Source organism: Candidatus Methylomirabilota bacterium (assembly GCA_035709005.1).
In the GTDB taxonomy this organism is placed as follows: Bacteria; Methylomirabilota; Methylomirabilia; order Rokubacteriales; family CSP1-6; genus 40CM-4-69-5.
Genome location: DASTFB010000083.1, coordinates 63,598 through 85,467, shown reverse-complemented (window position 1 = coordinate 85,467; position 21,870 = coordinate 63,598). Strand labels below are relative to the sequence as shown.

24 protein-coding genes are annotated in these 21,870 nt (G+C 70.0%); 16 read left to right on the top strand and 8 right to left on the bottom strand.

Annotated features, from left to right (window positions below; all coding sequences use genetic code 11):
- Positions 1 to 117: 117 nt before the first annotated feature.
- The 9 genes from VFR64_14490 (at position 118) to npdG (ending at position 7,580) form a co-directional block, all read left to right on the top strand.
- Positions 118 to 1,242: an LLM class F420-dependent oxidoreductase gene (locus VFR64_14490; protein ID HET9490947.1), complete on the top strand. Its 1,125-nt coding sequence runs from the start codon at positions 118 to 120 to the stop codon at positions 1,240 to 1,242.
- Complete coding sequence (gene cofG / locus VFR64_14485; protein ID HET9490946.1) at positions 1,239 to 2,381, top strand: 7,8-didemethyl-8-hydroxy-5-deazariboflavin synthase CofG; 1,143 nt, start codon at positions 1,239 to 1,241, stop codon at positions 2,379 to 2,381. The genes VFR64_14490 and cofG overlap by 4 nt, the downstream gene beginning before the upstream one ends.
- The gene (gene cofH, locus VFR64_14480; protein HET9490945.1) at positions 2,359 to 3,624 is read left to right on the top strand and encodes a 5-amino-6-(D-ribitylamino)uracil--L-tyrosine 4-hydroxyphenyl transferase CofH; all 1,266 of its coding nucleotides are present in this window, start codon (positions 2,359 to 2,361) and stop codon (positions 3,622 to 3,624) included. The genes cofG and cofH overlap by 23 nt, the downstream gene beginning before the upstream one ends.
- Positions 3,625 to 3,702: 78 nt before the next feature.
- Entirely contained in the window at positions 3,703 to 3,981 is a 279-nt protein-coding gene (locus VFR64_14475; GenBank protein ID HET9490944.1) for an HU family DNA-binding protein, read from the top strand.
- A 109-nt stretch (positions 3,982 to 4,090) separates the two neighbouring features.
- Positions 4,091 to 4,552, top strand: a complete 462-nt coding sequence (locus VFR64_14470) for a hypothetical protein (GenBank protein ID HET9490943.1) — start codon at positions 4,091 to 4,093, stop codon at positions 4,550 to 4,552.
- A gap of 4 nt (positions 4,553 to 4,556) precedes the next feature.
- Complete coding sequence (gene cofD / locus VFR64_14465; protein HET9490942.1) at positions 4,557 to 5,504, top strand: 2-phospho-L-lactate transferase; 948 nt, start codon at positions 4,557 to 4,559, stop codon at positions 5,502 to 5,504.
- The gene (gene cofC / locus VFR64_14460) at positions 5,501 to 6,178 is read left to right on the top strand and encodes a 2-phospho-L-lactate guanylyltransferase (GenBank protein HET9490941.1); all 678 of its coding nucleotides are present in this window, start codon (positions 5,501 to 5,503) and stop codon (positions 6,176 to 6,178) included. Before cofD ends, cofC begins: the two co-directional genes overlap by 4 nt.
- A complete protein-coding gene (gene cofE, locus VFR64_14455; GenBank protein ID HET9490940.1) occupies positions 6,178 to 6,933 on the top strand; it encodes a coenzyme F420-0:L-glutamate ligase in 756 nt (251 codons plus the stop codon). Before cofC ends, cofE begins: the two co-directional genes overlap by 1 nt.
- 2 nt (positions 6,934 to 6,935) lie before the next feature.
- Positions 6,936 to 7,580 (top strand): NADPH-dependent F420 reductase, encoded by a 645-nt coding sequence (gene npdG / locus VFR64_14450; GenBank protein ID HET9490939.1) that lies wholly within the window; start codon positions 6,936 to 6,938, stop codon positions 7,578 to 7,580.
- Between the two features lie 11 nt (positions 7,581 to 7,591).
- Here the strand turns inward: npdG and VFR64_14445 are convergent, their stop codons facing one another.
- Genes VFR64_14445 through VFR64_14430 form a run of 4 tightly spaced genes read right to left on the bottom strand, consistent with a single transcriptional unit; the run spans position 7,592 to position 9,624 of the window.
- Positions 7,592 to 8,035, bottom strand: a complete 444-nt coding sequence (locus VFR64_14445) for a CopD family protein (protein HET9490938.1) — start codon at positions 8,033 to 8,035, stop codon at positions 7,592 to 7,594.
- Complete coding sequence (locus VFR64_14440; GenBank protein ID HET9490937.1) at positions 8,032 to 8,223, bottom strand: PspC domain-containing protein; 192 nt, start codon at positions 8,221 to 8,223, stop codon at positions 8,032 to 8,034. Before VFR64_14440 ends, VFR64_14445 begins: the two co-directional genes overlap by 4 nt.
- Positions 8,224 to 8,225: 2 nt before the next feature.
- Positions 8,226 to 9,365, bottom strand: coding sequence for a cysteine desulfurase family protein (locus VFR64_14435; GenBank protein HET9490936.1), 1,140 nt, complete (start codon positions 9,363 to 9,365; stop codon positions 8,226 to 8,228).
- A 22-nt stretch (positions 9,366 to 9,387) separates the two neighbouring features.
- Complete coding sequence (locus VFR64_14430) at positions 9,388 to 9,624, bottom strand: sulfurtransferase TusA family protein (protein ID HET9490935.1); 237 nt, start codon at positions 9,622 to 9,624, stop codon at positions 9,388 to 9,390.
- 148 nt (positions 9,625 to 9,772) lie between these two features.
- Between VFR64_14430 and VFR64_14425 the strand changes: the two genes are divergently transcribed.
- Both VFR64_14425 and VFR64_14420 read left to right on the top strand, forming a co-directional pair.
- The gene (locus VFR64_14425; protein ID HET9490934.1) at positions 9,773 to 10,729 is read left to right on the top strand and encodes a GGDEF domain-containing protein; all 957 of its coding nucleotides are present in this window, start codon (positions 9,773 to 9,775) and stop codon (positions 10,727 to 10,729) included.
- Between the two features lie 17 nt (positions 10,730 to 10,746).
- Complete coding sequence (locus tag VFR64_14420; GenBank protein HET9490933.1) at positions 10,747 to 11,784, top strand: HD domain-containing phosphohydrolase; 1,038 nt, start codon at positions 10,747 to 10,749, stop codon at positions 11,782 to 11,784.
- 18 nt (positions 11,785 to 11,802) lie between these two features.
- On the opposite strand, the gene VFR64_14415 is transcribed toward VFR64_14420, so the two are convergent.
- A complete protein-coding gene (locus VFR64_14415; protein HET9490932.1) occupies positions 11,803 to 12,540 on the bottom strand; it encodes a sulfite exporter TauE/SafE family protein in 738 nt (245 codons plus the stop codon).
- Between the two features lie 15 nt (positions 12,541 to 12,555).
- Positions 12,556 to 15,462, bottom strand: coding sequence for an FAD-linked oxidase C-terminal domain-containing protein (locus VFR64_14410; protein ID HET9490931.1), 2,907 nt, complete (start codon positions 15,460 to 15,462; stop codon positions 12,556 to 12,558).
- 18 nt (positions 15,463 to 15,480) lie between these two features.
- On the opposite strand from VFR64_14410, the gene VFR64_14405 reads away from it, so the two are divergent.
- The 5 genes from VFR64_14405 (at position 15,481) to VFR64_14385 (ending at position 19,815) form a co-directional block, all read left to right on the top strand.
- Positions 15,481 to 15,999 carry a TlpA disulfide reductase family protein gene (locus VFR64_14405; GenBank protein ID HET9490930.1) on the top strand — a complete coding sequence of 173 codons (519 nt, stop codon included), beginning with the start codon at positions 15,481 to 15,483 and terminating at the stop codon, positions 15,997 to 15,999.
- A gap of 68 nt (positions 16,000 to 16,067) precedes the next feature.
- Positions 16,068 to 16,979, top strand: a complete 912-nt coding sequence (locus VFR64_14400; protein ID HET9490929.1) for an ABC transporter substrate-binding protein — start codon at positions 16,068 to 16,070, stop codon at positions 16,977 to 16,979.
- Positions 16,980 to 17,103: 124 nt separating this feature from the next.
- Complete coding sequence (locus VFR64_14395; protein ID HET9490928.1) at positions 17,104 to 17,592, top strand: VOC family protein; 489 nt, start codon at positions 17,104 to 17,106, stop codon at positions 17,590 to 17,592.
- Between the two features lie 238 nt (positions 17,593 to 17,830).
- Entirely contained in the window at positions 17,831 to 19,282 is a 1,452-nt protein-coding gene (locus tag VFR64_14390) for a DUF222 domain-containing protein (GenBank protein HET9490927.1), read from the top strand.
- Positions 19,279 to 19,815 (top strand): GNAT family N-acetyltransferase, encoded by a 537-nt coding sequence (locus VFR64_14385; protein ID HET9490926.1) that lies wholly within the window; start codon positions 19,279 to 19,281, stop codon positions 19,813 to 19,815. The genes VFR64_14390 and VFR64_14385 overlap by 4 nt, the downstream gene beginning before the upstream one ends.
- Before the next feature lie 4 nt (positions 19,816 to 19,819).
- Here the strand turns inward: VFR64_14385 and VFR64_14380 are convergent, their stop codons facing one another.
- Complete coding sequence (locus VFR64_14380) at positions 19,820 to 20,872, bottom strand: alcohol dehydrogenase catalytic domain-containing protein (protein ID HET9490925.1); 1,053 nt, start codon at positions 20,870 to 20,872, stop codon at positions 19,820 to 19,822.
- On the bottom strand, positions 20,869 to 21,864 hold the full coding sequence (locus VFR64_14375) for an ROK family protein (protein HET9490924.1): 996 nt from the start codon (positions 21,862 to 21,864) through the stop codon (positions 20,869 to 20,871). The genes VFR64_14380 and VFR64_14375 overlap by 4 nt, the downstream gene beginning before the upstream one ends.
- Positions 21,865 to 21,870 lie beyond the last annotated feature (6 nt).

Here is a 21,870-nt window from a genome sequence, read left to right as displayed (position 1 = left end):
CGCTTCAAAGATAGCGTGAACGGGGGAGGGTTGTCCCTCTTGGCGTCAGGGACGAGACACGCGTGAGCATGCCCGCGATTGCAAAGGCCTGGAGCGTAGCCTACCATTACGCCCGCCATGGAGTTCGGCCTCTCGCTGCCGGGCCGCGGACCGTTCGCTACCCTCGACACCGTACTCAAGATCGCGACGCGGGCCGAGGCGCTGCGCTTCTCCTCCCTGTTCGTCACCGATCACATCGTGCTTCCGGTGAAGACGGATGCGTCGATCTATCCCTATGCGGCGAGCGGCCGCTTCCCCGGAGGCTCCCAGCAGGACTATCTGGAGCCCCTGGTGCTTTTGGGCTACCTGGCGCACGTCACCCGCACGCTGCGGCTGGGGACCAGCGTGCTGGTCATTCCCTACCGCAACCCGCTGCTCACCGCCAAGATGCTGGCCATGATCGACGTGCTGTCGCGGGGGCGACTCATCCTGGGCGCAGGAACGGGCTGGCTGAAGGAGGAGTTCGAGGCGGTGGGCGCACCCCCCTTCGAGGAACGGGGACGAGTCACCGACGAGTATCTGAGCCTGATGCGTCGGGTGTGGACGACCGACCCGGTGACGTTCGAGGGACGCTACGCGACCGTCCGCGAGGTCCACGCCCTGCCCAAGCCCGCCCAACGAGGCGGGATCCCGATCTGGATCGGCGGCCACACCGACGCCGCGCTGCGGCGGGCGGCCCGCCTGGGGGATGGGTGGCATCCGATCGGGCTGCGCCCACCCGCCCTGCTCTACCCGGACGAGTACGGGACCCGGGTCGCACAATTGCAGGCCTACGCCCGGCAGGCCGGGCGCGACCCCCGCGCCATCACCCTGAGCTTCCGCGCTCCCATGGAGGTTCGGGGCCCGCGCGACCGGGCCCCCGCCGGCGAGCGCCCCCTGTTCCAGGGCACGGCCGCCGAGGTCGCCTCCGACATCCGCCGGTACCAGTCCCTGGGCGTCACCCACTTCGTGTTCGACCCCGTACGCCCCGCCCTGGGCAAAGTTCTGGCCAGCATGGAGCGCTTCGCCCACGACGTCCTCCCCAAACTGAAGACCGGGCGACGCCACCCCGCAGCACGATCGACTTCAATAAATCGGAAATCCGAACGGAGCCACGCCGCACCTAGTTCGAGTCCAATCAATCGGAAAAACGAACGCAGCCGCCCCGCACCTAGAACAGGCCACCCACGGTCCAAGCCGGCCTCACGGCCCCCGATACAGTGACCACTCACGCTGAGGCGTGCGCGCTGATCGAGACGCCCGCCGCGGGCATCCCCGACCTCCTGGACCGGGCCGGCGCGCTGCGCGACCAGGGCCGCGGCCGCCGCGTCACCTTCTCCAAGAAGATCTTCGTGCCGCTCACCACGCTGTGCCGCGACTATTGCGGCTATTGCACCTTCCGCCGCGACCCCGGCCAGGCCGGCGCGCACACCATGACCCCGGACGAGGTCGTCGCCCTGGTGCAGGCCGGCGAGCGCATCGGGGCCAAGGAGGCGCTGTTCTCCCTCGGGGACAAGCCGGAAGCTCGCTTCCCCGAGCATCGACAGTTCCTGCGGGCGCACGGCCACCGCACGACGCTCCAGTATCTGACGGCGATGTGCGCGGCGACCCTGCGGGAATCGCCGCTCCTGCCCCACGCGAACCCCGGGCTCATGGGCGAACGCGACCTGGCCGCGCTCCGCGAGGTCACGGTCAGCATGGGGCTCATGCTGGAGACGGTCGCCGAGCGTCTGCTCGCGCCGGGCATGGCCCACGAGCGCGCGCCCGACAAGGTGCCGGCGCGCCGACTCCGGACGATCGAGCTGGCCGGCAAGCTGCAGATCCCCTTCACGACCGGGATCCTCATCGGCATCGGCGAGACACCCCGGGAGCGAGTCGATGCGCTCATGGCCATCCGCAGCCTCCACGAGCGCTACGGCCACATCCAGGAAGTCATCGTCCAGAACTTCCGCGCCAAGCCCGCGATTCCCATGCGCGACGCCCCCGAGCCGTCGTTCGACGACCTCCTCCGCACGATCGCGGTGGCCCGGCTGATCCTCGGACCCGAAGTCAACATCCAGGCCCCGCCCAACCTGTCGCCGGGCGCCTACGCCCGCCTGCTCGCCGCCGGCCTCAACGACTGGGGCGGCGTGTCGCCGCTCACCCTCGATCACATCAATCCCGAAAAGCCCTGGCCGCGCATCATCGACCTGCGAGAGGCGACGGCGCGCGCGGGCTTCGTGTTGCGGGAACGCCTGGCCATCTATCCCGAATACAGCCGGCGGGCCGAGTTCGTGGCCGAGCCGCTGCGCCCTCGGATCGCGAACCTGACCGACGAGGACGGCCTCGTCAAGGAGTCCTATGAACACTGGCGACGCTGGTAGCCTCCGCCCGACGCTCGACGCGGCCGCCGCCCCGGTGCGCCGCGTGCTGGGGCGGGCGCTCGAGGGCGGCGAAGTGTCCGTCGACGACGCGCTCGTGCTGGCCACGGCCCGCGGCCGCGATCTCCAGGCCCTCGTCCGCGCCGCCGACGCCCTGCGGCGGCGACAGGCGGGCGAGCTGGTGACATTCGTCATCAACCGCAACATTAACTTCACGAACGTCTGCATCAAGCACTGTACCTTCTGCGCCTTCAGCCGGGATCACCGCGAGGAAGAAGGCTACTTCCTCCCGGTGGCCGAGGTCGTGCGGCGGGCCCGGGAGGCCTGGGAGCTGGGCGCCACCGAGGTGTGCATCCAGGCCGGGCTACCGCCCAAGCTCGATGGGCGCTACTACATCGACCTGTGCCGGGCCATCAAGGAGGCCATCCCCGCGCTGCACCTGCACGCCTTCTCACCGGAGGAAGTGCTGTACGGCTCCGTGCGCTCGGGGCTGCCGGTGCGCGAATACCTCGCCGAGCTGCAGGCGGCCGGGGTGGGGACGCTGCCCGGCACCTCGGCCGAGATCCTCGATCAGGAGATCCGCGACCGGATCGCCCGTGGGCGCATCACGGTACCGCAGTGGGTCGAGGTCGTGACGACCGCTCACGCGCTGGGGCTCCGGACCACCTCGACGATCATGTACGGCCACGTCGAGACCCCCGCCCACTGGGTGCGGCACCTGGCCTTGCTGCGCTCGATCCAGAAGGACACCGGGGGATTCACCGAGTTCGTGCCCCTGTCGTTGATCCATACGGAAGCGCCCATGTGGGCCAAAGGGCTGGTCGGAGGGGTCCGGCCGGGGGCGACGGGGGCCGAGGTGGTGGTCATGCACGCCCTGGCCCGGATCATGCTCGGCGCTCACATACCCAATATCCAGGCCTCGTGGGTGAAGGAAGGACCCAAGCTGGCCCAACTCCTGCTCGACGCCGGCGCCAACGACCTGGGTGGAACGCTGATCAATGAATCCATCTCGACGTCGGCGGGGGCCGCCTACGGGCAGCTGGTGCCGCCGGCCGAGCTCAAGCGCTTGGTCCGTGACGCCGGTCGGGTGCCGGCGCAGCGGGACACGCTGTACACGATCCTCCGGCGCTACGACGGGGAAGACGACGAGGCCTCGCCCCTCGACGCCATCCACGACACCGAGTCGCGGTTCGGCTCGTACCGTCGTCTCATCGCGTCGGGGGAGTTTCGCTACACGGGTCGGTAGCCGGCGATTGCGGCCTGTGGTATTAATTCACGTCACCCTCACTCCCAACCGACGAACAGGAGGCTGCCCGTGGCGAAGATGATGACGAAGTCGGCGACGATGTCCCACCTCGCGCAGAAGAGCAACCTCTCCAAGAAGCAGGTCGGGGAACTCTTCGACGAGCTGGTCACGCTCGCGTGCAAGGAGGCCAAGAACGGCTTCGTTCTCCCCGGCTTCGGAAAGCTCGTCCTGTCCAATCGCAAAGCGCGGATCGGACGCAATCCGCAGACCGGCGAGCCCATCAAGATCCCGGCCAAGCGCGTGTGCAAGTTCCGGCTGACGAAGAGCCTGAAGGACTCCGTGCTTGGGAAGAAGTAGCCCGCGCCGGCGCCGTCCCGGTCCCGGGTCGGCGCCGGCGGCGGCGGCCGGGGCGCCGGGCGTCGCGCTCGCGCCCACTCCGTCGCTGGCTCAGGCAACCGTCCCTCGCGTGTGGCAGGGAGTAGGTTACCGTCCCCTGGCCGACGGGACCGAAGCGCGCTCGCTGTTCGACTTCGCCGCGTTCGCCTGGCCCGAACCGGCGAGGCTCGCCTTCGCGTGGGGAGCCTTCGTGGCCACACCACCCCAGGGCGAGCGGCTGGTGGGGGCGGTGCTCGCCGAGCGCGAGGGGCGCGCCCTGTTCCTGCACGGTCCCGTCGTCGTCGCCGGCGAAGACCCCCTCGAGATCGCGGCCCAACTGGTGACGGCGGCGCTGGATCACAGCACCGCCCTCGGTGGCGACGTGGTGTTCGCGCGCCCGCAAGGTCTTGACCGCGTGTGGGTGCGGTTCGGTTTCATTCCCGTACCGGAGGGCACCCTGCCCGGAGCCCTGACCGGTCGGGCCGGGGTCGGCCTCTACGCCTGGCGAGGGGGCAGCGCCCTCTGGACCCTGCGCGAAGCACCTCGCGAGTGACGTCGTGAAGGTGACCGCCATCGCCGGCGGAACCGGCGCCGCCAAGCTGTTGCGGGGACTGGTCGTCTGCCTGGGGCCCCGGAACCTGACGGTCATCGGGAACACCGGCGACGACACGGAGATCTGGGGCCTGCACGTCTCCCCGGACCTCGACACCATCACGTACGCGCTGGCCGGCCGCCTGGACACCGAGCGGGGTTGGGGGCTGGCCGGAGAGACGTTCCGCTGCCTGGGGGCGATGGCCGAGCTCGGCGCCGAGACCTGGTTCAACCTCGGCGACCGCGATCTGGCCACGCATCTGTTCCGCACGCGGGCGCTGCGCGCGGGGACGCCGCTGTCGGACGTGATGGCGGCCATCGCCCGTCGTCTCGGGGTGGAGACGCGCATCCTGCCCATGAGCGACGATCCTGTGCGGACCCGGATCCGCGCGGCGATGGCCACCGGGGCCGAGGACGGCTGGCTCACGTTCCAGGAGTACTTCGTGCGGGACAAGGCCCTCGGGGAGGTGCTCGAGGTCGCCTACGCGGGCGCGGCCCAGGCGACGGCGCCACCGGAGGTGCTGGGCGCGATCGCCGAAGCCGAGCTCATCGTGATCTGTCCTTCGAATCCCGTGACGTCGATCGGGCCGGTGCTCGCCGTGCCCGGCATCGTCGAGGCCCTGACCAGGGCCCCGGCGCCGATCGTGGGGGTGAGCCCCATCATCGGCGGCGCCGCCGTGAGCGGACCCGCCGCTCAGCTCATGCGCGCTCGGGGCTTGCCGGTGTCGCCCGTGGGCGTCGCCCTGGCCTACGCGCCGTGGCTCCGCATGCTTCTCATCGACTCCGGCGACCGCGCCTCGGTTCCCGCGCTGCGCGAGCGGGGCGTCTCGCCGGTCCTGGCCGAGATCCTCATGCCCGATCGCCAGCGCGAGGTCGCGCTGGCGAGGCGGGTGCTCGAGGTGGCCGGCGGATGAGGGTCGCCGCGGTTCCCGTGAAGGACCTCGTCAACGCCAAGCAACGCCTGATCACCGTGCTTACTCCGGCCGAGCGCGTGGATCTGGCCCGGGCAATGCTGCGCGACGTGCTCGGCGCCCTGATGGGCGCCGGGCTCGACGCGGTGTGGGTAGTGAGCGGGGACGCCGAAGTGGCCGCCATTGCACGGCGTGCCGGCGCCGCGACCCTCAACGAGGACTGCAATCGCGGGCACACGGCGGCGGTGGCCCAGGCCCAGGCCGAGGCGGCCCGTCGCCGCGCCCGCCTCTTCCTCACCGTGCCCGGCGATGTGCCCTGCACGACCGCCGACGAGGTGGCCGCCCTGATCGAGGTGGCCGCGTCCGGACATCCCGGCGTGGTCTTCACCCCGTCCCGCTCGGGCCGCGGCACCAACGGGGCCGCCCTGGCTCCCCCCGACATCATGCCGCTCGTCTTCGGCGAGCCTTCGTTCGACAACCATCTGGCCGCCGCGCGCGCGCGGGGGCTGAACCCCTGGGTGCTGCCGCTGGCGGGGCTGGGTCTCGACGTGGACGAACTCGACGACCTCCGTGCCCTGCTCCACCAGGGGCCGGGCACCGAGAGCGGCCGTCTGGTCGCGAGCTGGGGAATCCAGTTGAACGAGGCGCTACCACCGTCGCTTCAGCGCGCGCACTGATGATGCTGCCCCGGTACGAGGTGGTCGGCGTCACCGGGATCCCGGAAGTCCGCCCCGGCGACGACCTCGGCCGACTCGTCGTGGAGTCGGCCGACCGTCAGGGGACCCCGCTGCGCGACGGCGACCTGCTGGTGGTCGGCCAGAAGGTCGTGTCCAAGGCGGAAGGCCGCCTGGTCCGCTTGAGCGACGTGTCGCCGTCGCCGGCGGCTATCACCATGGCGACCCAGCTCGGACGTGATCCACGCCTCGTGGAGGTCATCCTCCGTGAGTCGCGACGCATCGTGCGCATGGACCGTGGCGTGTTCATCGCGGAGACCCACCACGGCTGGGTCTGCGCGAACGCGGGCGTCGACCAGTCCAACGTCGAGCCCGACTGCGTGGCCCTGCTCCCCGAGGATCCCGATCGCTCGGCCCGGCGGCTGCGCGAGGCGATTCGCGGAGCGGCCGGGATCGACCTTGCCGTCATCATCGCCGACACGTTCGGGCGTCCCTGGCGCGAGGGACTCACCAACGTGGCCATCGGCGTGAGCGGGATGGCGCCGCTGCGCAGCTACCTGGGGTACAAGGATCAGGCCGGACGCGCCCTGCAGGCCACGATCCTGGCCGTGGCCGACGAGGTGACCGGAGCCGCCGAGCTGGTCATGGGCAAGCTCGACCGCGTCCCCGTCGCGATCGTGCGCGGCCTGCGGGTGGCGCCGGGCGAGGAGGGCTCCAAGCCGCTGCTGCGCGACCCGGCCCGGGACCTGTTTCGCTAGCCATGAACATCGCCATTCTCGGAGGCACCGGCAAGGAAGGCGTGGGCCTGGCCGCCCGGTGGGCGCTGGGCGGCCACGGCATCGTCATCGGCTCCCGCGACCTCGAGCGGGCGAAGGCCAAGGCCGTCGAGCTCCGTGAGCTCACGCGCAAGCTCACCATCGTCGGTCACACCAACGCGGAGGCGGCCGCCCTGGGTCAGATCGTCGTGGTGGCCCTGCCCGCCAGCGGCCTGGCGGCCACGCTGCCGCCCCTGGCCGAGGCCTGTCGCGGCAAGGTCGTGGTCAGCACGGTGGTCGCGCTCGACTTCAAGGGTCCTCGCCTCTTCACCCCGCCGCCGGCCGGCTCGTCGGCCGAGGAAATTCAGGCGTTGCTGCCGGGGGCGCGCGTGGTCGGGGCCTTCCAGCACATCGCGGCTCACGAGCTCGCCGACATCCAGGAGACGATCGATTGCGATCTGCTGCTCTGCGGCGACGAGCCGGCAGCCAAAGAGACCGTGGCGGAGCTTGGCGCGACGATGGGGCTGCGAACCTTCGACGCTGGCCCCCTGGCCAACGCGGGGCCGCTGGAAGGCGTCACCGCCCTGCTCGCCACCATCAACCGCCGGTACAAGGTGAAGAACGCCGGCGTCAGAATCACCGGACTCTGAGCAGCCGCCCGTCAGCTCCGGGAGATGGCCAACCCCAGATAGACGACGATGACACCGAGCAGCATGGCGATGCGATCGAGCCAGCCGATCGCCGCCAGGGCCGGCCCGGGATCCTCGCCCGCCGTGAGTACCCGGGCCAGACGAGGGATCTGGGCGAAGTCGCGCTGAGCGGCGAGCGCGACGATGAGCAGGACCAGAAGGAACTTGCCGGCCAGGAGCAGGGCCGCGCCGCTCTCCATGACACGCTCCAGCGGACCCAGGCGGGTGACGTTGTAGAACCCGGTCAGGGTGGTCAGCCCGAGGGCCGTCCAGGCGTACGGGCGGGCGCCCCGGGCGGCCTCGGCGAAGGTCCGCGCCTGCCCGGCCCGCGGACCGACGACATGGATCTGGTACACGAGCCCGCCCAGCCAGACCACCGCGCCGAGCACGTGAACCCAGAGCGCGAACAGCCTCACTCCGCCGGGGCCCGGGGCATGATGATCCAGAGCAACAGGTAGACGACAATGCCCGGAAAGGCCGCCGACAGGATCGAGACGAGCACGTAGAGCACCCGCACCAGCGTGGGATCCCATCCCAGCCACTCGGCGAGGCCCCCGCAGACGCCGGCGATCATCCGGTGGCGGCGGGAGCGCTGCAGCGGCATCGCTAGCCCCGCGCCAGCCGGCGCAGGCGCTCGACGATGCCAGGCAGGACGTCCAGCGTGAAGTCGATCTCGGCGGCCGTGGTCCACCGCCCCAGCGTGAAGCACAGCGACCCTTCGGAGGCCTCGCGGTCGCAGCCGATGGCCCGCAGCACGTGCGAGGGCTCGCCCGTCATCGTGGTGCAGGCCGAACCCGACGACACCGCCACCCCACGCAGATCGAGCTCGAGCAGCAGCGCCTCCGCCTTGACCCCCGGGACCACGATGCTGGCGTGGTGGGGCAGGCGCGCCTCGGCGCGCGGGCCGGTCAGGCCGGCGCCGGTCACCCGGTCCAGCAGCTGGTTTATCAGGCGATCGCGCAGGGCGGTCAGGCGCGTCGACTCCCCGACGCGTTCCACGCGGGCCAGCTCGGCGGCCACGCCCATGCCCACGATGGCCGGCAGGTTCTCCGTGCCTGCGCGGTAGCCGCGCTCCTGACCGCCACCCAGGATGAGGGGCGCCAGCCTCACCTCCGGCCGCACCCAGAGCGCCCCGGCGCCCGGAGGGCCGTAGAGGTCGTTGGAAGAGAGGGTAAGCAGATCGATCCCGCACTCGTCGACCGACAGCGGCAGCCGACCGGCGGCGTGGACGGCGTCGACGTGAAACGGGATGCCCCGGCGCCGAGTGATCAGGCCGATCTCGCGCAGCGGCTGAACGGCGCCGATCTCGCCGTTGGCGGCCATGATCGAGACGAGCGTCGTGTCGTCCCGCAGAGCCCGCTCCACGGCGGCCGGCTCGACCCGACCCTCGTGATTCACCCCCACATAGGTGACGGGGGAGCCGTGCTTCTCGAGGTCCCGGCACGGGTTGAGGACGGAGACATGCTCGACGGCCGAGGTGACGACGTGGCGCACCGGCGTGCGCAGGGCGGTCCCCTTGACCGCCAGGTTGTTGGCCTCGGTGGCGCTGGCGGTGAAGATGATGCCCGCGGGGGCGCCGCCGAAGAGTCGGGCGATCTTGGCCCGGGCGCCGTCCAGCGAGGCCCGCGCTTCCAGGCCCAGCGAGTGCGGCGCCGACGGGTTGCCGGCGCCCCCCTCCAGGAACGGCCGCATGACCGCGACCACTCGCGGGTCGACAGGGGTGAAGCTGCCGTAGTCCAGGTACACGCGAGTGACGGCGACGACGCCGCTACTTGGTCTTTCGGACGAGGAAGCGGAAGACGGGCCCATCCTTGTCCACCACCAGGAGCTGGTGCCCCGTGCGGGCGGACCAGCTCTTGAGGTCCGCCTCGGCGGCGGGATCATCGGCGAGCATCTCCAGCACCTGGCCTTCGGCCATCGTCGTGAGCGCCTCCCGAACCTTGAGGACTGGCATCGGGCAGAACAGACCAATGCAATCGAGCTTCTTGTCGGGTGTGAGGAGCATCGTGCACCGACATTCTGACACCGACCGGCGGCCGAGCGCAACCGGCCGACGGCGGGCCCGAAACGGACTTGTCGAGTCTTTCCGGGGAGTTGGCCCGGCCGACCTCTGGACATTGACACTTCGCAGCAACACCCGAGACAATGCCCATATGCCGGCCAAGCCCCCGTCCGACGTGGCGGAAGCAGGCCAGCGGCTCAGCCACAAGGTCCTCGTCGCCCTCGGCCTCGTCGCCATCATCCCGCTCCTCGTCCTGGCGTACGTCACCCACCGGTTCGTGCTGCCGTCCTTGAGCCCGCTCGGTAGCGCCGAATTCTTCGGGTTGCTGGGCCTGTTCCTCTTCACCGCGCTGGCCATCGTCGCCGGCGGCTATATGGTGTGGGACATCGGGCGCACGGTGGCCCGCGTGGCCCGGATGCTCGGCGAGGAGGGGCGTCTGGGCGAGCTGGCCGAGCGCCGTGGCGAGGCCGGCACGCTGATGCAGACCATCGCCCGGATGCTGGAGACGATCGAGCAGCAGGCGGGCGAGATCAACAGCTTCGCCTCCCGCCTGGACGCCGCCTACAAGGAGCTCGAGAACACCAACACCCGTCTGAAGGAGACGTCGTTCAAGGACGAAGTCACCGGCCTCTACAACCGCCGTTTCTTCTCCATCCGGCTCGAGGAGGAGATGCAGCGGCACCGGCGCTTCAATCATCCCGTCTCCGTCGTGCTCATGGACCTGGACGGGTTCAAGGCCGTCAACGACGAGCTGGGGCACGCCGTCGGGGACGAGTCGCTGCGGGACGTGGCCCAGATCCTGGTCAAGCACTCGCGTGGGATCAACGTCGTGGCGCGGTATGGGGGCGACGAGTTCGTCGTCCTCCTGGTCGAGACCTCGCGAGCGGGGGCCCGCCTGTACGCCGACCGCATCCGCCACGTCGTCTCCACTCACGCCTTCGCCCACGGCAAGCCCCTCACCGCCAGCTTCGGGCTGGCCAGCCTGCCCGACGACGACGCCGCCAGCGCCGAGGAGCTGGTCCGGGCCGCCGACGAGGCGCTCTACGCGGCCAAGCGCGCCGGCAAGAATCAGGTGGCCACCACCGACTCGCCGGAGAAGATCCTCTGAACGCACACCGCCGGCAGGTGCTGGTCGTCGACGACGACGCTCATGTGCGGACGCTGTTGCATCAGGTCTTCCTGTCGGCCGGCTATGACTGCCTGCACGCGAGCAATGGTCAGGAGGGCCTGGCCGCCTTCACCGAGTCGCGGCCGGCGCTGACGGTGATGGACCTCCGGATGCCGGAGCTCGACGGCATCGCCGTGCTCAGCGGGATCCGGGCGCTCGACCGCGATGCCGCCGTCATCGTGCTCACCGGGGCCCCCGACGTGACGACCGCCATCGAAAGTTTGAGATTGGGCGCCGACGACTTCATCGTGAAGCCGGTCAACGTCGACGAGCTGCTCATCGCCGCCGAACGGGCCCTGGAGCGCCGCCAGCTCCTCGTGGACCGGCGCGAGTATCAGGTGCGGCTGGAGCGCCGGGTCGACGAAGCCACCCGGGATCTGCAACGAGCCTATCGCCAGCTGCAGGACACCTACCGCGCGACGCTGGAAACCCTGGGCGCCGCGCTGGATTCCCGCGACGTCGGCACCGAGGCGCACTCCCGGCGGGTGCACGGCTACGCGCTGGCTACCGCGCGGCAGCACGGCCTGAGCGACGAGGAGCTCGTCGACCTCGCCCACGGCGTGCTGCTGCACGACATCGGCAAGATCGGCATTCCCGACCACATCCTGCTCAAGCCCGGCGCGCTGACCCCCGAAGAGTGGGCGATCATGCGGCGGCATCCCGATATCGGCAAGCGGCTCATCGAGAACATCCCGTTCCTCAAGGGCGCGGTGCCCATCGTGTACTCCCATCACGAGCGGTGGGACGGCACCGGCTACCCGCAAGGGCTCAAGGGCGAGGTCATTCCCCTGGGGGCCCGCATCTTCAGCGTGGTCGACGCCTTCGACGCCATGACGTTCGACCGCCCGTACTCGAAGGCGATCTCGTTCGACGCGGCCAAGCGGGAGATTCAGAGCTGCGCCGGCAGCCACTTCGACCCCGCCGTGGTCGCCTCCTTCCTCTGCGTGCCCGACGCCGTGCTGGCCGAGATCCGGCTCGCCAGCTTCCAGCCTTGAGACGGTAACCGGGCCCGCTCAGCCGCGCGTCGCGCGCAGCACCAGCCACAGACCGAGCCCGGCCAGAAAGATCAAGATCAGGCGGTTGAAGGCCCGCTGCTCCAGCCGGTCCTGGACCAGTAGCCCGCCGGCGAACCCGGTAACCGCGACCGCGGTGAGCCCGGCCGAGACGAGCAGCAGGCTCCACGTCAGCAGTCCGTAGTAGGCGACCGCGCCGAGCTGCACGAGCTTGTAGACGAGGAAGGTGAAGGCCACCGCCCGGATGAACTCGCGCTTCTCCATGCCCAGGGCGTAGAAGTAGACGGCCAGCGGCGTGCCCGGGACATTCGTGACCCCGCCCAGGACCCCGGCCACGAGACCGGCCACCGGGGCGACCCAGGGCTCCCAGCCCGCCGGGATCCGAGGCGACATGCGCGCCACGTTGAGGGCGACGAACACCAGCAGGAACACCCCCAGGACCAGGAGGACGACGTGGGCGGGCAACTCCACCAGCAGCCGGGTTCCCAGCACGGTGCCCAGCGCCCCGAAGATGATCAGCGAGGTCAGGCGGCGCATCGTCGCCACCGGCACGCCCTGACGGGTGAACTGGATACCGTCCATCACGATGTTCGGCAGGATGAGCAGGACGACCGCCGTCTTGACGTCGAGGACCAGCGTGAGCAGGGGCGTGGCCAGGGTCGGAAAACCGATCCCGATGGTGCCCTTGACGACCGCCGCGAGGAGCACGGCCAGGGCGGCGACCGGAAGAGCCTGCACGCCGAGGATGCTACCTCAGGTCGCGAGCGCCTCCCACAGCACCTCGGCCGGATGTCGGGCGCGCCGCCCCGCCAGATGCCCGATCTGCTGGCGGCACGAGATGCCCGGGGCCACGATCTCGGTCTCGGTCGGCGCCGCCTTCACGGCGGGAGCCAGGCGGCGGTTACCGAGCCAGACCGAGATGTCGTAGTGCTCGTGCTCGAAGCCGAACGAGCCGGCCATTCCGCAGCAGCCCGAGTCGACCTCGCTGACCGCGAACCCGGCCCAGCGCAGCGCCTCCACCGTGGGCGCCGTGCCCACCAGCGCCTTCTGGTGGCAGTGGCCGTGCAAGAGGGCCGCACGCCCCTGGCCCTTGAACGCAAGCCGCAGCCCGCGGTCGCGCTCGCGGACGAGGAACTCCTCGAGGAGAAAGCTCTGACGCGCCACGGCCCGGGCCTCGTCGGTGCGCAACAGATCCACCCACTCGTCGCGCAGCGTCAGCAGACACGAGGGCTCGAGCCCGACGATGGCGGTCCCCCGGCTCGCGTGGGGCGCCAGGCGCGCCACGTTCCAGGCTGCGTGCTCGCGCGCCTGGTCCAGCAGCCCCTTGGAGATGAGGGGCCGCCCGCAGCACTTGCGGTCGACGAGCACGACACGGTACCCGGCCGCCTCCAGCAGGCCCACGGCGGCCTGGCCGATCTCGGGGACGTTGTAGGTCACGAACGTGTCGTGGAAGAGCACGACGTCGCCCTTCGATGCCGCCGCCGGCGCGGGTCGCCGCGCGAACCAGTCCGTGAACGTCTGGGCCGCCAGCGGCGGCAGCGGCCGGCGGCGGTCGATTCCCGCGATCTTCTCCAGCAGCCACCGGCTGGGAGCCAGCGCGGAGAGGCGGTTCACCAACCACGGGGCCGCGGCGCCCAGCGCGCTCACGCGGGCGAGGTGGCCGAAGAGTCGGTTGCGCAGGGGCAGCCCGTTGGCGCGGTAGTAGTGGTGCAGGAACTCGTACTTCAGCTTGGCCATGTCGACGTTGGACGGGCACTCGGCCTTGCAGCCCTTGCACTCCAGGCACAGATCCATCACCTCGTACAGGCGCTTGCCCGTGAACTCCCCGGCCGGTACCTGCCCGGACAAGACCGCCCGCAGCGCGTTGGCCCGCCCGCGCGTGGAGTGCTCCTCGTCCCGGGTCGCCATGTAGGAGGGGCACATGGTGCCCTCCAGCGTCTTGCGGCAGACCCCGACGCCGTTGCACATCTCGACGGCCGCGGCAAACCCTCCCTGCCCCCTGAAGTCCAGCAGCGTCGACGGCTCCCACGTCGTGTATTGGGCGCCGTAGCGCATGTGCTCGGTGATGCCGGGGCTCTCGACCAGGTTCCCCGGGTTCATGCGGTTGTCGGGGTCGAACGCCTGCTTGAGCTCGCGGAACGCCCGCATGAGGGTCGGGCCGTACATGCGCTCCAGGAAGGGACTGCGGGCCCGGCCATCGCCGTGCTCGCTGGAGATGGTCCCGCCGAACTCCAGCACCAGGTCGGTGATCTCGTCGGCGATCGCCCGCACCTGCTCGAGGCCACGCGGGGTCTTGAGGTTGATGACGGGCCGGATGTGCAGGCAGCCCACCGAGCAGTGGCCGTAGTAGGCGCCCTCGGTGTCGTGACGGGCGACGATCTCGCGAAAGCGCTCCACGAACTTCGGCAGGTGCCGGGGCTCGACGGCGGTGTCCTCGACGAAGGCGATCGGCTTGCGGTCGCCCTTCATGCCCAGCAGCAGCCCGAGCCCCGCCTTGCGTAGCTTCCAGATGGACTGCTGGGCGGCCGGGTCGTACGTGATGTGGGCGGCGTACCCGAACCGCTCGCGCTGGCGCCGGGCCTCCAGCGTCTCCACCTTGGCCCGGACTTCGGCCTCGCGGTCGCCCGCGTACTCCACCATCAGGATCGCGGCGGGATCGCCCTGGATGAAGGCCGCTCGCTGTCGGTGCTCGATGTTCCCGCGGGCCAGATCCAGGATCATCTTGTCGGTGAGCTCGACCGCATAGGGACCGGATTCCAGGATCGCCTGGGACGCCTCCAGCGCCTCTTGCATCTCCGCGAAGTGGATCACGTCCAGGGCCGTGGCCCGGGGCCGCGGCATCAGCCGCACCTTGGCCTCCACGACCGTCACGAGCGTGCCTTCCGAACCGACCAGGAGCCGGGCCATGCTCAGTGGCCGCGGCGCGCCGTTGCCGCCGCCGGCGTACGAACCGGGCTTCACCCCGACGCCGACGAGCTCGTTGAGGTTGTAACCGGCGACCCGCCGCCAGTGCGCGGGGTAGCGGGCGCGGATCTCGTCGGCATAGGCGGTGCGCAGGCGGTCCACCGCGCGATAGATGTCACCCTCGCGGCCGGGGAGCCGACACTTGGCGGCGAACTCGTCGGCCGTGAGCTCGCCGAAGACGAGCCGCGTGCCATCCGCCAGGAGCGTGGTGAGCTCGAGGACGTGATCGACCGTGAGGCCGTAGGCGATGGAGTGGGATCCCCCGGAATTGTTGCCGATCATGCCTCCCAGGGTGGCCCGGTTGGAGGTCGACGTGTCGGGCCCGAACAGGAGCCCCAGCGGGCGCACGTGGTGGTTCAGCTCGTCCTGCACCAGCCCCGGCCCCACCCGCGCCCACCGCTCCTCGATGTTGACCTCCAGCACGCGGTTGAGATGGGCGGAGAAGTCGATCACCAGGGCGTGGTTCACGGTCTGGCCGCTGAGCGCGGTACCACCACCCCGAGGCAAGAGCGGAGCGCCCAACTTCCAGGCCGCTTCCACGGCGGCCTGCACGTCGGACACCTCGCGGGGGATGACCACCCCGATCGGCTCCGCCTGGTACATCGAGGCGTCGGTGGCGTAGAGGAGCCGGGAGGTACGGTCGAAGCGGACGTCGCCCGAGATGACCTTCCGCAGTTCGTGCTCTAGGTCGCGCACCGGGCTTATTATACGCGTGTGGGTCCGGGCCACCGTCTCGTGCTGGCGCTCGCGCTGGCGCTGGTGATCGCCGCCATCCCGGGTTCCGGTCGGGCGGACCACCTGGGAGAAGCGCCGGGACTTCGAGTGGAGCCGCTCAACGACTCCCGGGTCATCGATTCCCGCGAGATCACCGGCAAGAAGGTCCTCGTGGTGCGCTTCCAGGCCTCCTACTGCCGGGCCTGCGCCCGGGAGTCACGGGCGTTCAGCCGCCTGGTGGAGCGCTATCGCGGGCAGGCGGTGGAGTTCGTGGCTGTTCACGTCCAGGACACGCAGGTTGACGCCCGGAAGTTCATCCGGGCCCAGAAGGTGGCCTATCCCGTAGCCTTGGACCCCCAGCTCAACATCGGCAACCGCTTCGGCTTCAAAGGCACCCCCTACACCGTCGTGATGGACCTCAAGGGGCATCTGGTGGCCCGCCTGGAGGGCGCGTCGGCGCTGGACCGCCTGCCCGCCATCATCGACGCGGCGCTGCGCGAGGCGCCCCCGGGCTCGTGAGGCCGCGCGGCCGGTTTCGCCACCGGGCATCCCCCCTGCCGCGTCGACTGCCTGACCGAGCTAGGGGGGTGCTGAAGACTGCCGGTCGTGGCGCGGCGGCTATCCTCCTCTGCCTCGCTGGAGCGCTCGCGCTTCAGGCGCAGGAACCGGGAAAAGTCCCCCGGATAGGGGTTCTGATCACGGGAGCGCTCGAGATGCCCGAGACGAAGGCATCCCTCGACGCCTTCAGGCAGGGGCTGCGCGACCACGGATATGTCGAAGGTCGGAACATCCTGATCGAATATCGCGCTGCCGATGGGAATATCGAGCGGCTCCCCGGTCTCGCGGCCGAACTTGCTCGCCTGAAGGTCGATCTCATCGTCGCTGGAGCGACGCCGGCGGGCCGCGCCGCGCGGGCCGCGACTGCGACGATCCCTATCATCGTCATGGCTATGGGCGATCCTGTCGGAGACGGCCTGGTTGCCAGCCTCGCACGCCCAGGCGGGAATCTCACAGGCACCACGTTCCTGGGCCCGACGCTCGTCCCCAAGCACCTGGCGCTGCTCACCGAGGCTCTTCCCCGGGCCACCCGCATCGCGATTTTATGGCATCCGGGGGCATTCGCCGACAGCACGATGCGGGACATGTTGAAGGAGGCCGAGGCCGCCGCCAGGACTTTGCCGTCTTCCCGAGCACGATGCTTTTTGCCGAACGCGCAGAGGGTAGCCGGTGTCTCGCGGCGAGTGCCACGATACGGGGTGTTCAACAACAGGGAGGCGGTTGAGCTGGGGGCCCTCATGAGCTATGGAACGAGCCTTCCGGAGCTCCTACGGCGCACTGGGACCTACATCGACAAAACTCTCAAGGGCGCCCGACCCGCGGACCTGCCGGTCGAACAGCCCACGAAGTTCGAGCTCGTGATAAACCTCACGGCGGCGAAAGCTCTCGGCGTCACCATCCCGCAATCGCTCTTGCTGCGAGCGGATCAGATCATCAACTGATGAACGCCGGCCAACCAGTGTCCCAGTCGAACAGCTGACGCTGTCGATCGCGGGGTCCTCCAGGCGACTAGCTGGTGGTCGAGGCCATCCAGGTCCACACTTTGGACCAATCAGGAGAAATGCCATGCAAAAGATCACCCCGTGTCTTTGGTTCGACAATCAGGCGGAGGAGGCAGCCCGCTTCTATACCGGAATCTTCAAGAATTCCAGGATCGTGGAGGTCACTCGCTACGGAGGGGCGGGACGCGAGGTCCACGGCAAACCCGCGGGAACGGTCATGGCCGTCGCCTTCGAGCTCGATGGGCAGCCGTTCACGGCGCTCAACGGTGGCCCGCAGTTCAAGTTCAACGAGGCCATCTCGTTCCAGGTCGGCTGCAAGACGCAGGAAGAGGTGGATTACTACTGGGAGAAACTCTCGGCCGGGGGAGACGAAAAGGCACAGCAATGCGGCTGGCTCAAGGACCGATATGGCGTGTCGTGGCAGGTCTTCCCGACCGCTCTTCTGGAGATGCTCGGGGATCCAGATACCCAGAAGTCCGAAAGGACGATGGAAGCCATGCTGCGCATGAAGAAGATCAACCTCGCAGAGCTGCAGCGGGCGTATGCCGGATAGCTGATCCCTGCCCGAAAACGCTGTCAGTAAAAATCGACGTTGACAGGTTTGTGGAGCCACGGTTGCCGCCCGCCCATGCCCTTCAGGAAATACCGGTTTTGGGCTGCGGAGCGCTGCCCCAATCGACGCCGAGCCCGCGGTTTCGAAAAAACCCGGCCGGGCGAAAGAGCGGCTATCCTGGAGGCTCCCGGATGACGTAAAGAACACGGTGTAGAGTCCCCCCATCGAAGGGGGCGCCATGGGAATTCACTCGCCGATTCGTGTTCCCACTGACGATCGCACCGCAGAGCCCGACCGGCTGGGCGACGAGATCGCCGAGTTGGCGGCTCACCTGGATGCTGCGACTGCCCGCCTGCTCGACCTGATACGCGAGTTCGATGCCCTCGGCGGCTGGAGCAACGGGTTCAAGTCCTGCGCCCACTGGTTGACCTGGCGGATCGGCCTCGCTCCTGGCGCCGCCCGCGAGCACGTGCGCGTGGCCCGCGCCCTGGGAACCTTACCGTTGCTGGCCCAGGCGCTCGCCCGTGGGGAGCTCTCGTACTCGAAGGTCCGGGCCCTGACCCGGGTGGCGACCCCGGAAACGGAAGAGCGGCTGCTGGCCGTCGGGCGGGCCGGGACGGCCGAACACGTCGAGCGCATCGTGCGGGGCTGGCGTAAGGTCGACCGGCAGGCCGAAGCACAGGAAGCCGCCCAGCGGCACAAGAGCCGGGCCCTGCACGTGTATTACGACGAAGACGGCATGGTCGTCCTGCGGGGGCGGTTGGAGCCCGAGGTCGGCGCCCTGGTCATGCAGGCGCTGGCCGCGGCCCGGGAGGCGCTGTATCAGAAAGCGCGCGCAGGCGGACACGAGCGCGCCGATCGAGGCGACACCAGCCCGGGCGACGTTCCCGAGGGAACGCTTCCGGTGGACGTTCCCGCGGGAACGTCTCCGGTGGTTTTCTGGGGTGCACCGCACCCCGACACCTCCACGCTGGCCCAGCAGCAGGCCGACGCCCTGGCGCTGTTGGCCGAGACCGCCCTGCACCACGGGCTCGATCTCGGGGCCCCGGGCGAGCGTTATCAAGTTGTCGTGCACGTCGATGCCGACGTCCTGGCGGACGCCGATGCGCCCCGCCAGTCCGTCCTCGAGGAGGGCACACGCCTCTCCGCGGAAACATCCCAGCGCCTGGCCTGCGACGCCACCCGGGTGATCATGCGCCACGACCAGGACGGCGGCCTGCTGGAAGTCGGTGCCCGAACGCGCACGATTCCACCCGCCCTACGGAGAGCACTCCAGCATCGCGATCGCAGCTGCCGCTTCCCGGGCTGCGGCGTCCCCTTCGGCCAGGGGCACCACATCCGCCACTGGGCTCAGGGCGGCCCGACGACGCTCTCGAACCTCACGCTGCTCTGTCGGCGGCACCACCGGGCGGTCCACGAGGAGGGCTTCCAGGTCGATCGACAGCCCGACGGCACGCTCCGGTTCCGGCGGCCCGACGGGCGGCTCCTCCCGGAAGTCCCGCCGCCAGCCGCAGTGCCGACCGACCCGGCGCACGCCCTTCGCTCACACCACGCCGCGCAGGGGCTCAACATCCATCCAAGGACCTCCGGCCCCGGCTGGCTCGGAGAGCGCCTCGATGTCCGCTGGGCGATCGACGTCTTGCATCCGCGAGCCAACGGATCACCGCCCACTGGCGACGTCGACGAATGATCCGCCCTCCTGACACGCTCACGACCGAGCGCCTGCTGCTCCGCCGTCCTCGACGGGCGGACGCCGACGCCGTGTACGAGTACGGGCGCGACCCCGCGGTGACGCGATACCTCATCTTCCAGACCCATCGGTCGCGGGCCGACGCCGAGCGGTTCCTTGCCGGCTGCGGCCAGCGCTGGGGGTCCGGCGAGGAGTACTGCTGGGTCATCGGGCTCAAGGAACGGGATCAGGTGGTCGGCTCGATCGCCTGCCGCATCCGCGGTCACGCCGCCGAGATCGGCTACGCCCTGGCCAGGGCGAGCTGGGGCTTCGGCTATGCCACCGAGGCGGGCCGGGCGGTCGTCGGCTGGGCGACGGGCCTCTCGGGCATCTATCGCGTGTGGGCCGTGTGCGACGTCGAGAACGTGGCGTCCGCGCGGGTGCTCGAGAAGCTCGGCATGTCGCGCGAGGGCATGCTGCGGCGCTGGATCGTGCACCCCAATCTGTCGGCCCACCCGCGCGACTGTTACGTCTATGCCCGCGTGATCGCCTGAGGCCTCAGGGCTTCAACAGCACTTTCACCGCCCGGTCTTCCTTGCGGTCGAAGATCGCGTAACCGCGGGGGCCGTCCTTGAGCGGCATGGTGTGGGTGATGATGCGCGCGGGCCGGAGCTTGCCCAGGGCGACCAGCTTCATCAGGGGCGTGATGTAGTTGCGGGCGTTGCAGATGCCCATCTTGAGCGTGAGGTCCTTGATAAACGCCTCCCGGGCGGGGAACCCCATGCTCGGCTCGACGTAGACGCCGACCGACGAGACCACTCCGCCCGCCCTCACCGCCTGGATGGCCTGGGTGAAGGGCGTCTCGTGGCCCACGCACTCGAGGACGACATCGGGCCCCCAGCCGCCGGTCTGGGCCCGTAGCTGCTCGGCGGGATCGCCGCGCTCGAGGTCGACGGGCTCGGCGCCGAGGTCACGGGCCAGAGCCAGCCGGTAGTCGACGCGATCCACCGCGAAGACTCGGGCCGGCCCGAAGAGCTGGGCGGACTGCATGGCCAGGAGCCCGACGGGGCCGGCGCCGAAGACGGCCACGGTGTCGCCGGGACGGATGCCGCCGTTCTCGGCGCAGCAGTAGCCCGTGGAGAGGATGTCGCCCAGGAATAGCGCGTCCTCGTCCGACATGCCGGCCGGCAGCTTCTCGCACAGGTGATCGGCGAAGGGCACGCGGATGCGCTCGGCCTGCCCGCCGGGGAAGATCGTGCCGAAGCGGCCGCCGAAGACGGCCCGCCCCGTGGTGGTGCACTGCGTGGGCAGCCTCCGCTGGCACCACTCACAGCGACCGCAGGAGACCGAGAACGGTGCCACGACGCGGTCGCCGGGACGCAAGCTCCGGATGGCCGGGCCCACTTCTTCCACGACGCCCATGAACTCGTGCCCCATCACGGCGCCGGTGGCGACGAGGCCGCCGCCCCGGCCGTGGTACTGGTGCAGGTCCGAGCCGCACACCGCGCTGGTGGTGATGCGCAGGACCACATCGGCGGAATCGACGATCTTCGGATCCGCGACGTCGTCGACCTGCACGTCGCCCACCCCATGGAACGTGATGGCCTTCATCGCTGCCCTCCCGGGGGTCGCTGCCCACCCCGCGTCTCGTAGAGCACCAGGGCCGCGGCTCCCCGCATGCTGTGGCGCTTGTCGCCCGGCACGATGCTCACCCTCGTGTCGACCAGCGCCCGGGGGAAGGCGTGCTCGGCAGCGGCGGCCAGCACGCGCTTCTCCAGCGGCGCGTAGGCGGCGGCGACGCCGCCCGTGATCACCACGACCTCGGGGTTCAGACCGTTCACGATGACGGCGATACCCGCCCCGAGCGCGCGGCACGCCTCCTCGACAATACCCGTCGCCACGGGGTCGCCCGAGGCAGCCGCCTGGAAGACGAGCGGGGCCGTGATGGCGCCAGGATCTCCCCCGGCCAGACGCAGCAACTCACTGCTCGCGTCCGGGCCCGCCCGTTCCTGCCCGGCCTCGGCGATGCCGCGGCCGCTGGCGTACACCGCCAGACACCCGCGGCCACCGCACCAACAGGCTCGCCCGTCGAACTTCACCGGCGCGTGGCCGAACTCGCCGCCGAAGCCGCGGACGCCACGGACCAGGTGCCCGTCCAGGATGATGCCGGCCCCGAACCCCGTCCCGGCAGCCAGAACGGCCAGAGAACGAGCACCTATACCTTGACCAAAAACATATTCTCCAATGGCTAACGCATTGACATCATTATCGATATAGGCTGGTAATCGAAACCGATCGGCAAGCTTCTGTCTCAAAGGCTGACCCTGGAGATCGAAGACGTGCGGAGCCTCCTCGCCGATGACTCCACTCGCCGGATCCACGATGCCGGGCAACCCGACGCCGATCGCGCTCGGGCGCAGCCCGAGGTCGGCGGCGCGGTCGAGGATCGACTCGATGAGCCCGACGATGGTCCGTCCGGCAGTCCCCGGGCCGTCGCCGTGAGTTGGAGCACGCTCCTCGATCAACACCTCGCCCCGCCCGGTCACCGCGCCGGCAGCCGTCGTCGTTCCGCCGACGTCGACCCCGACCACGACAGAGGTCATGGCCGG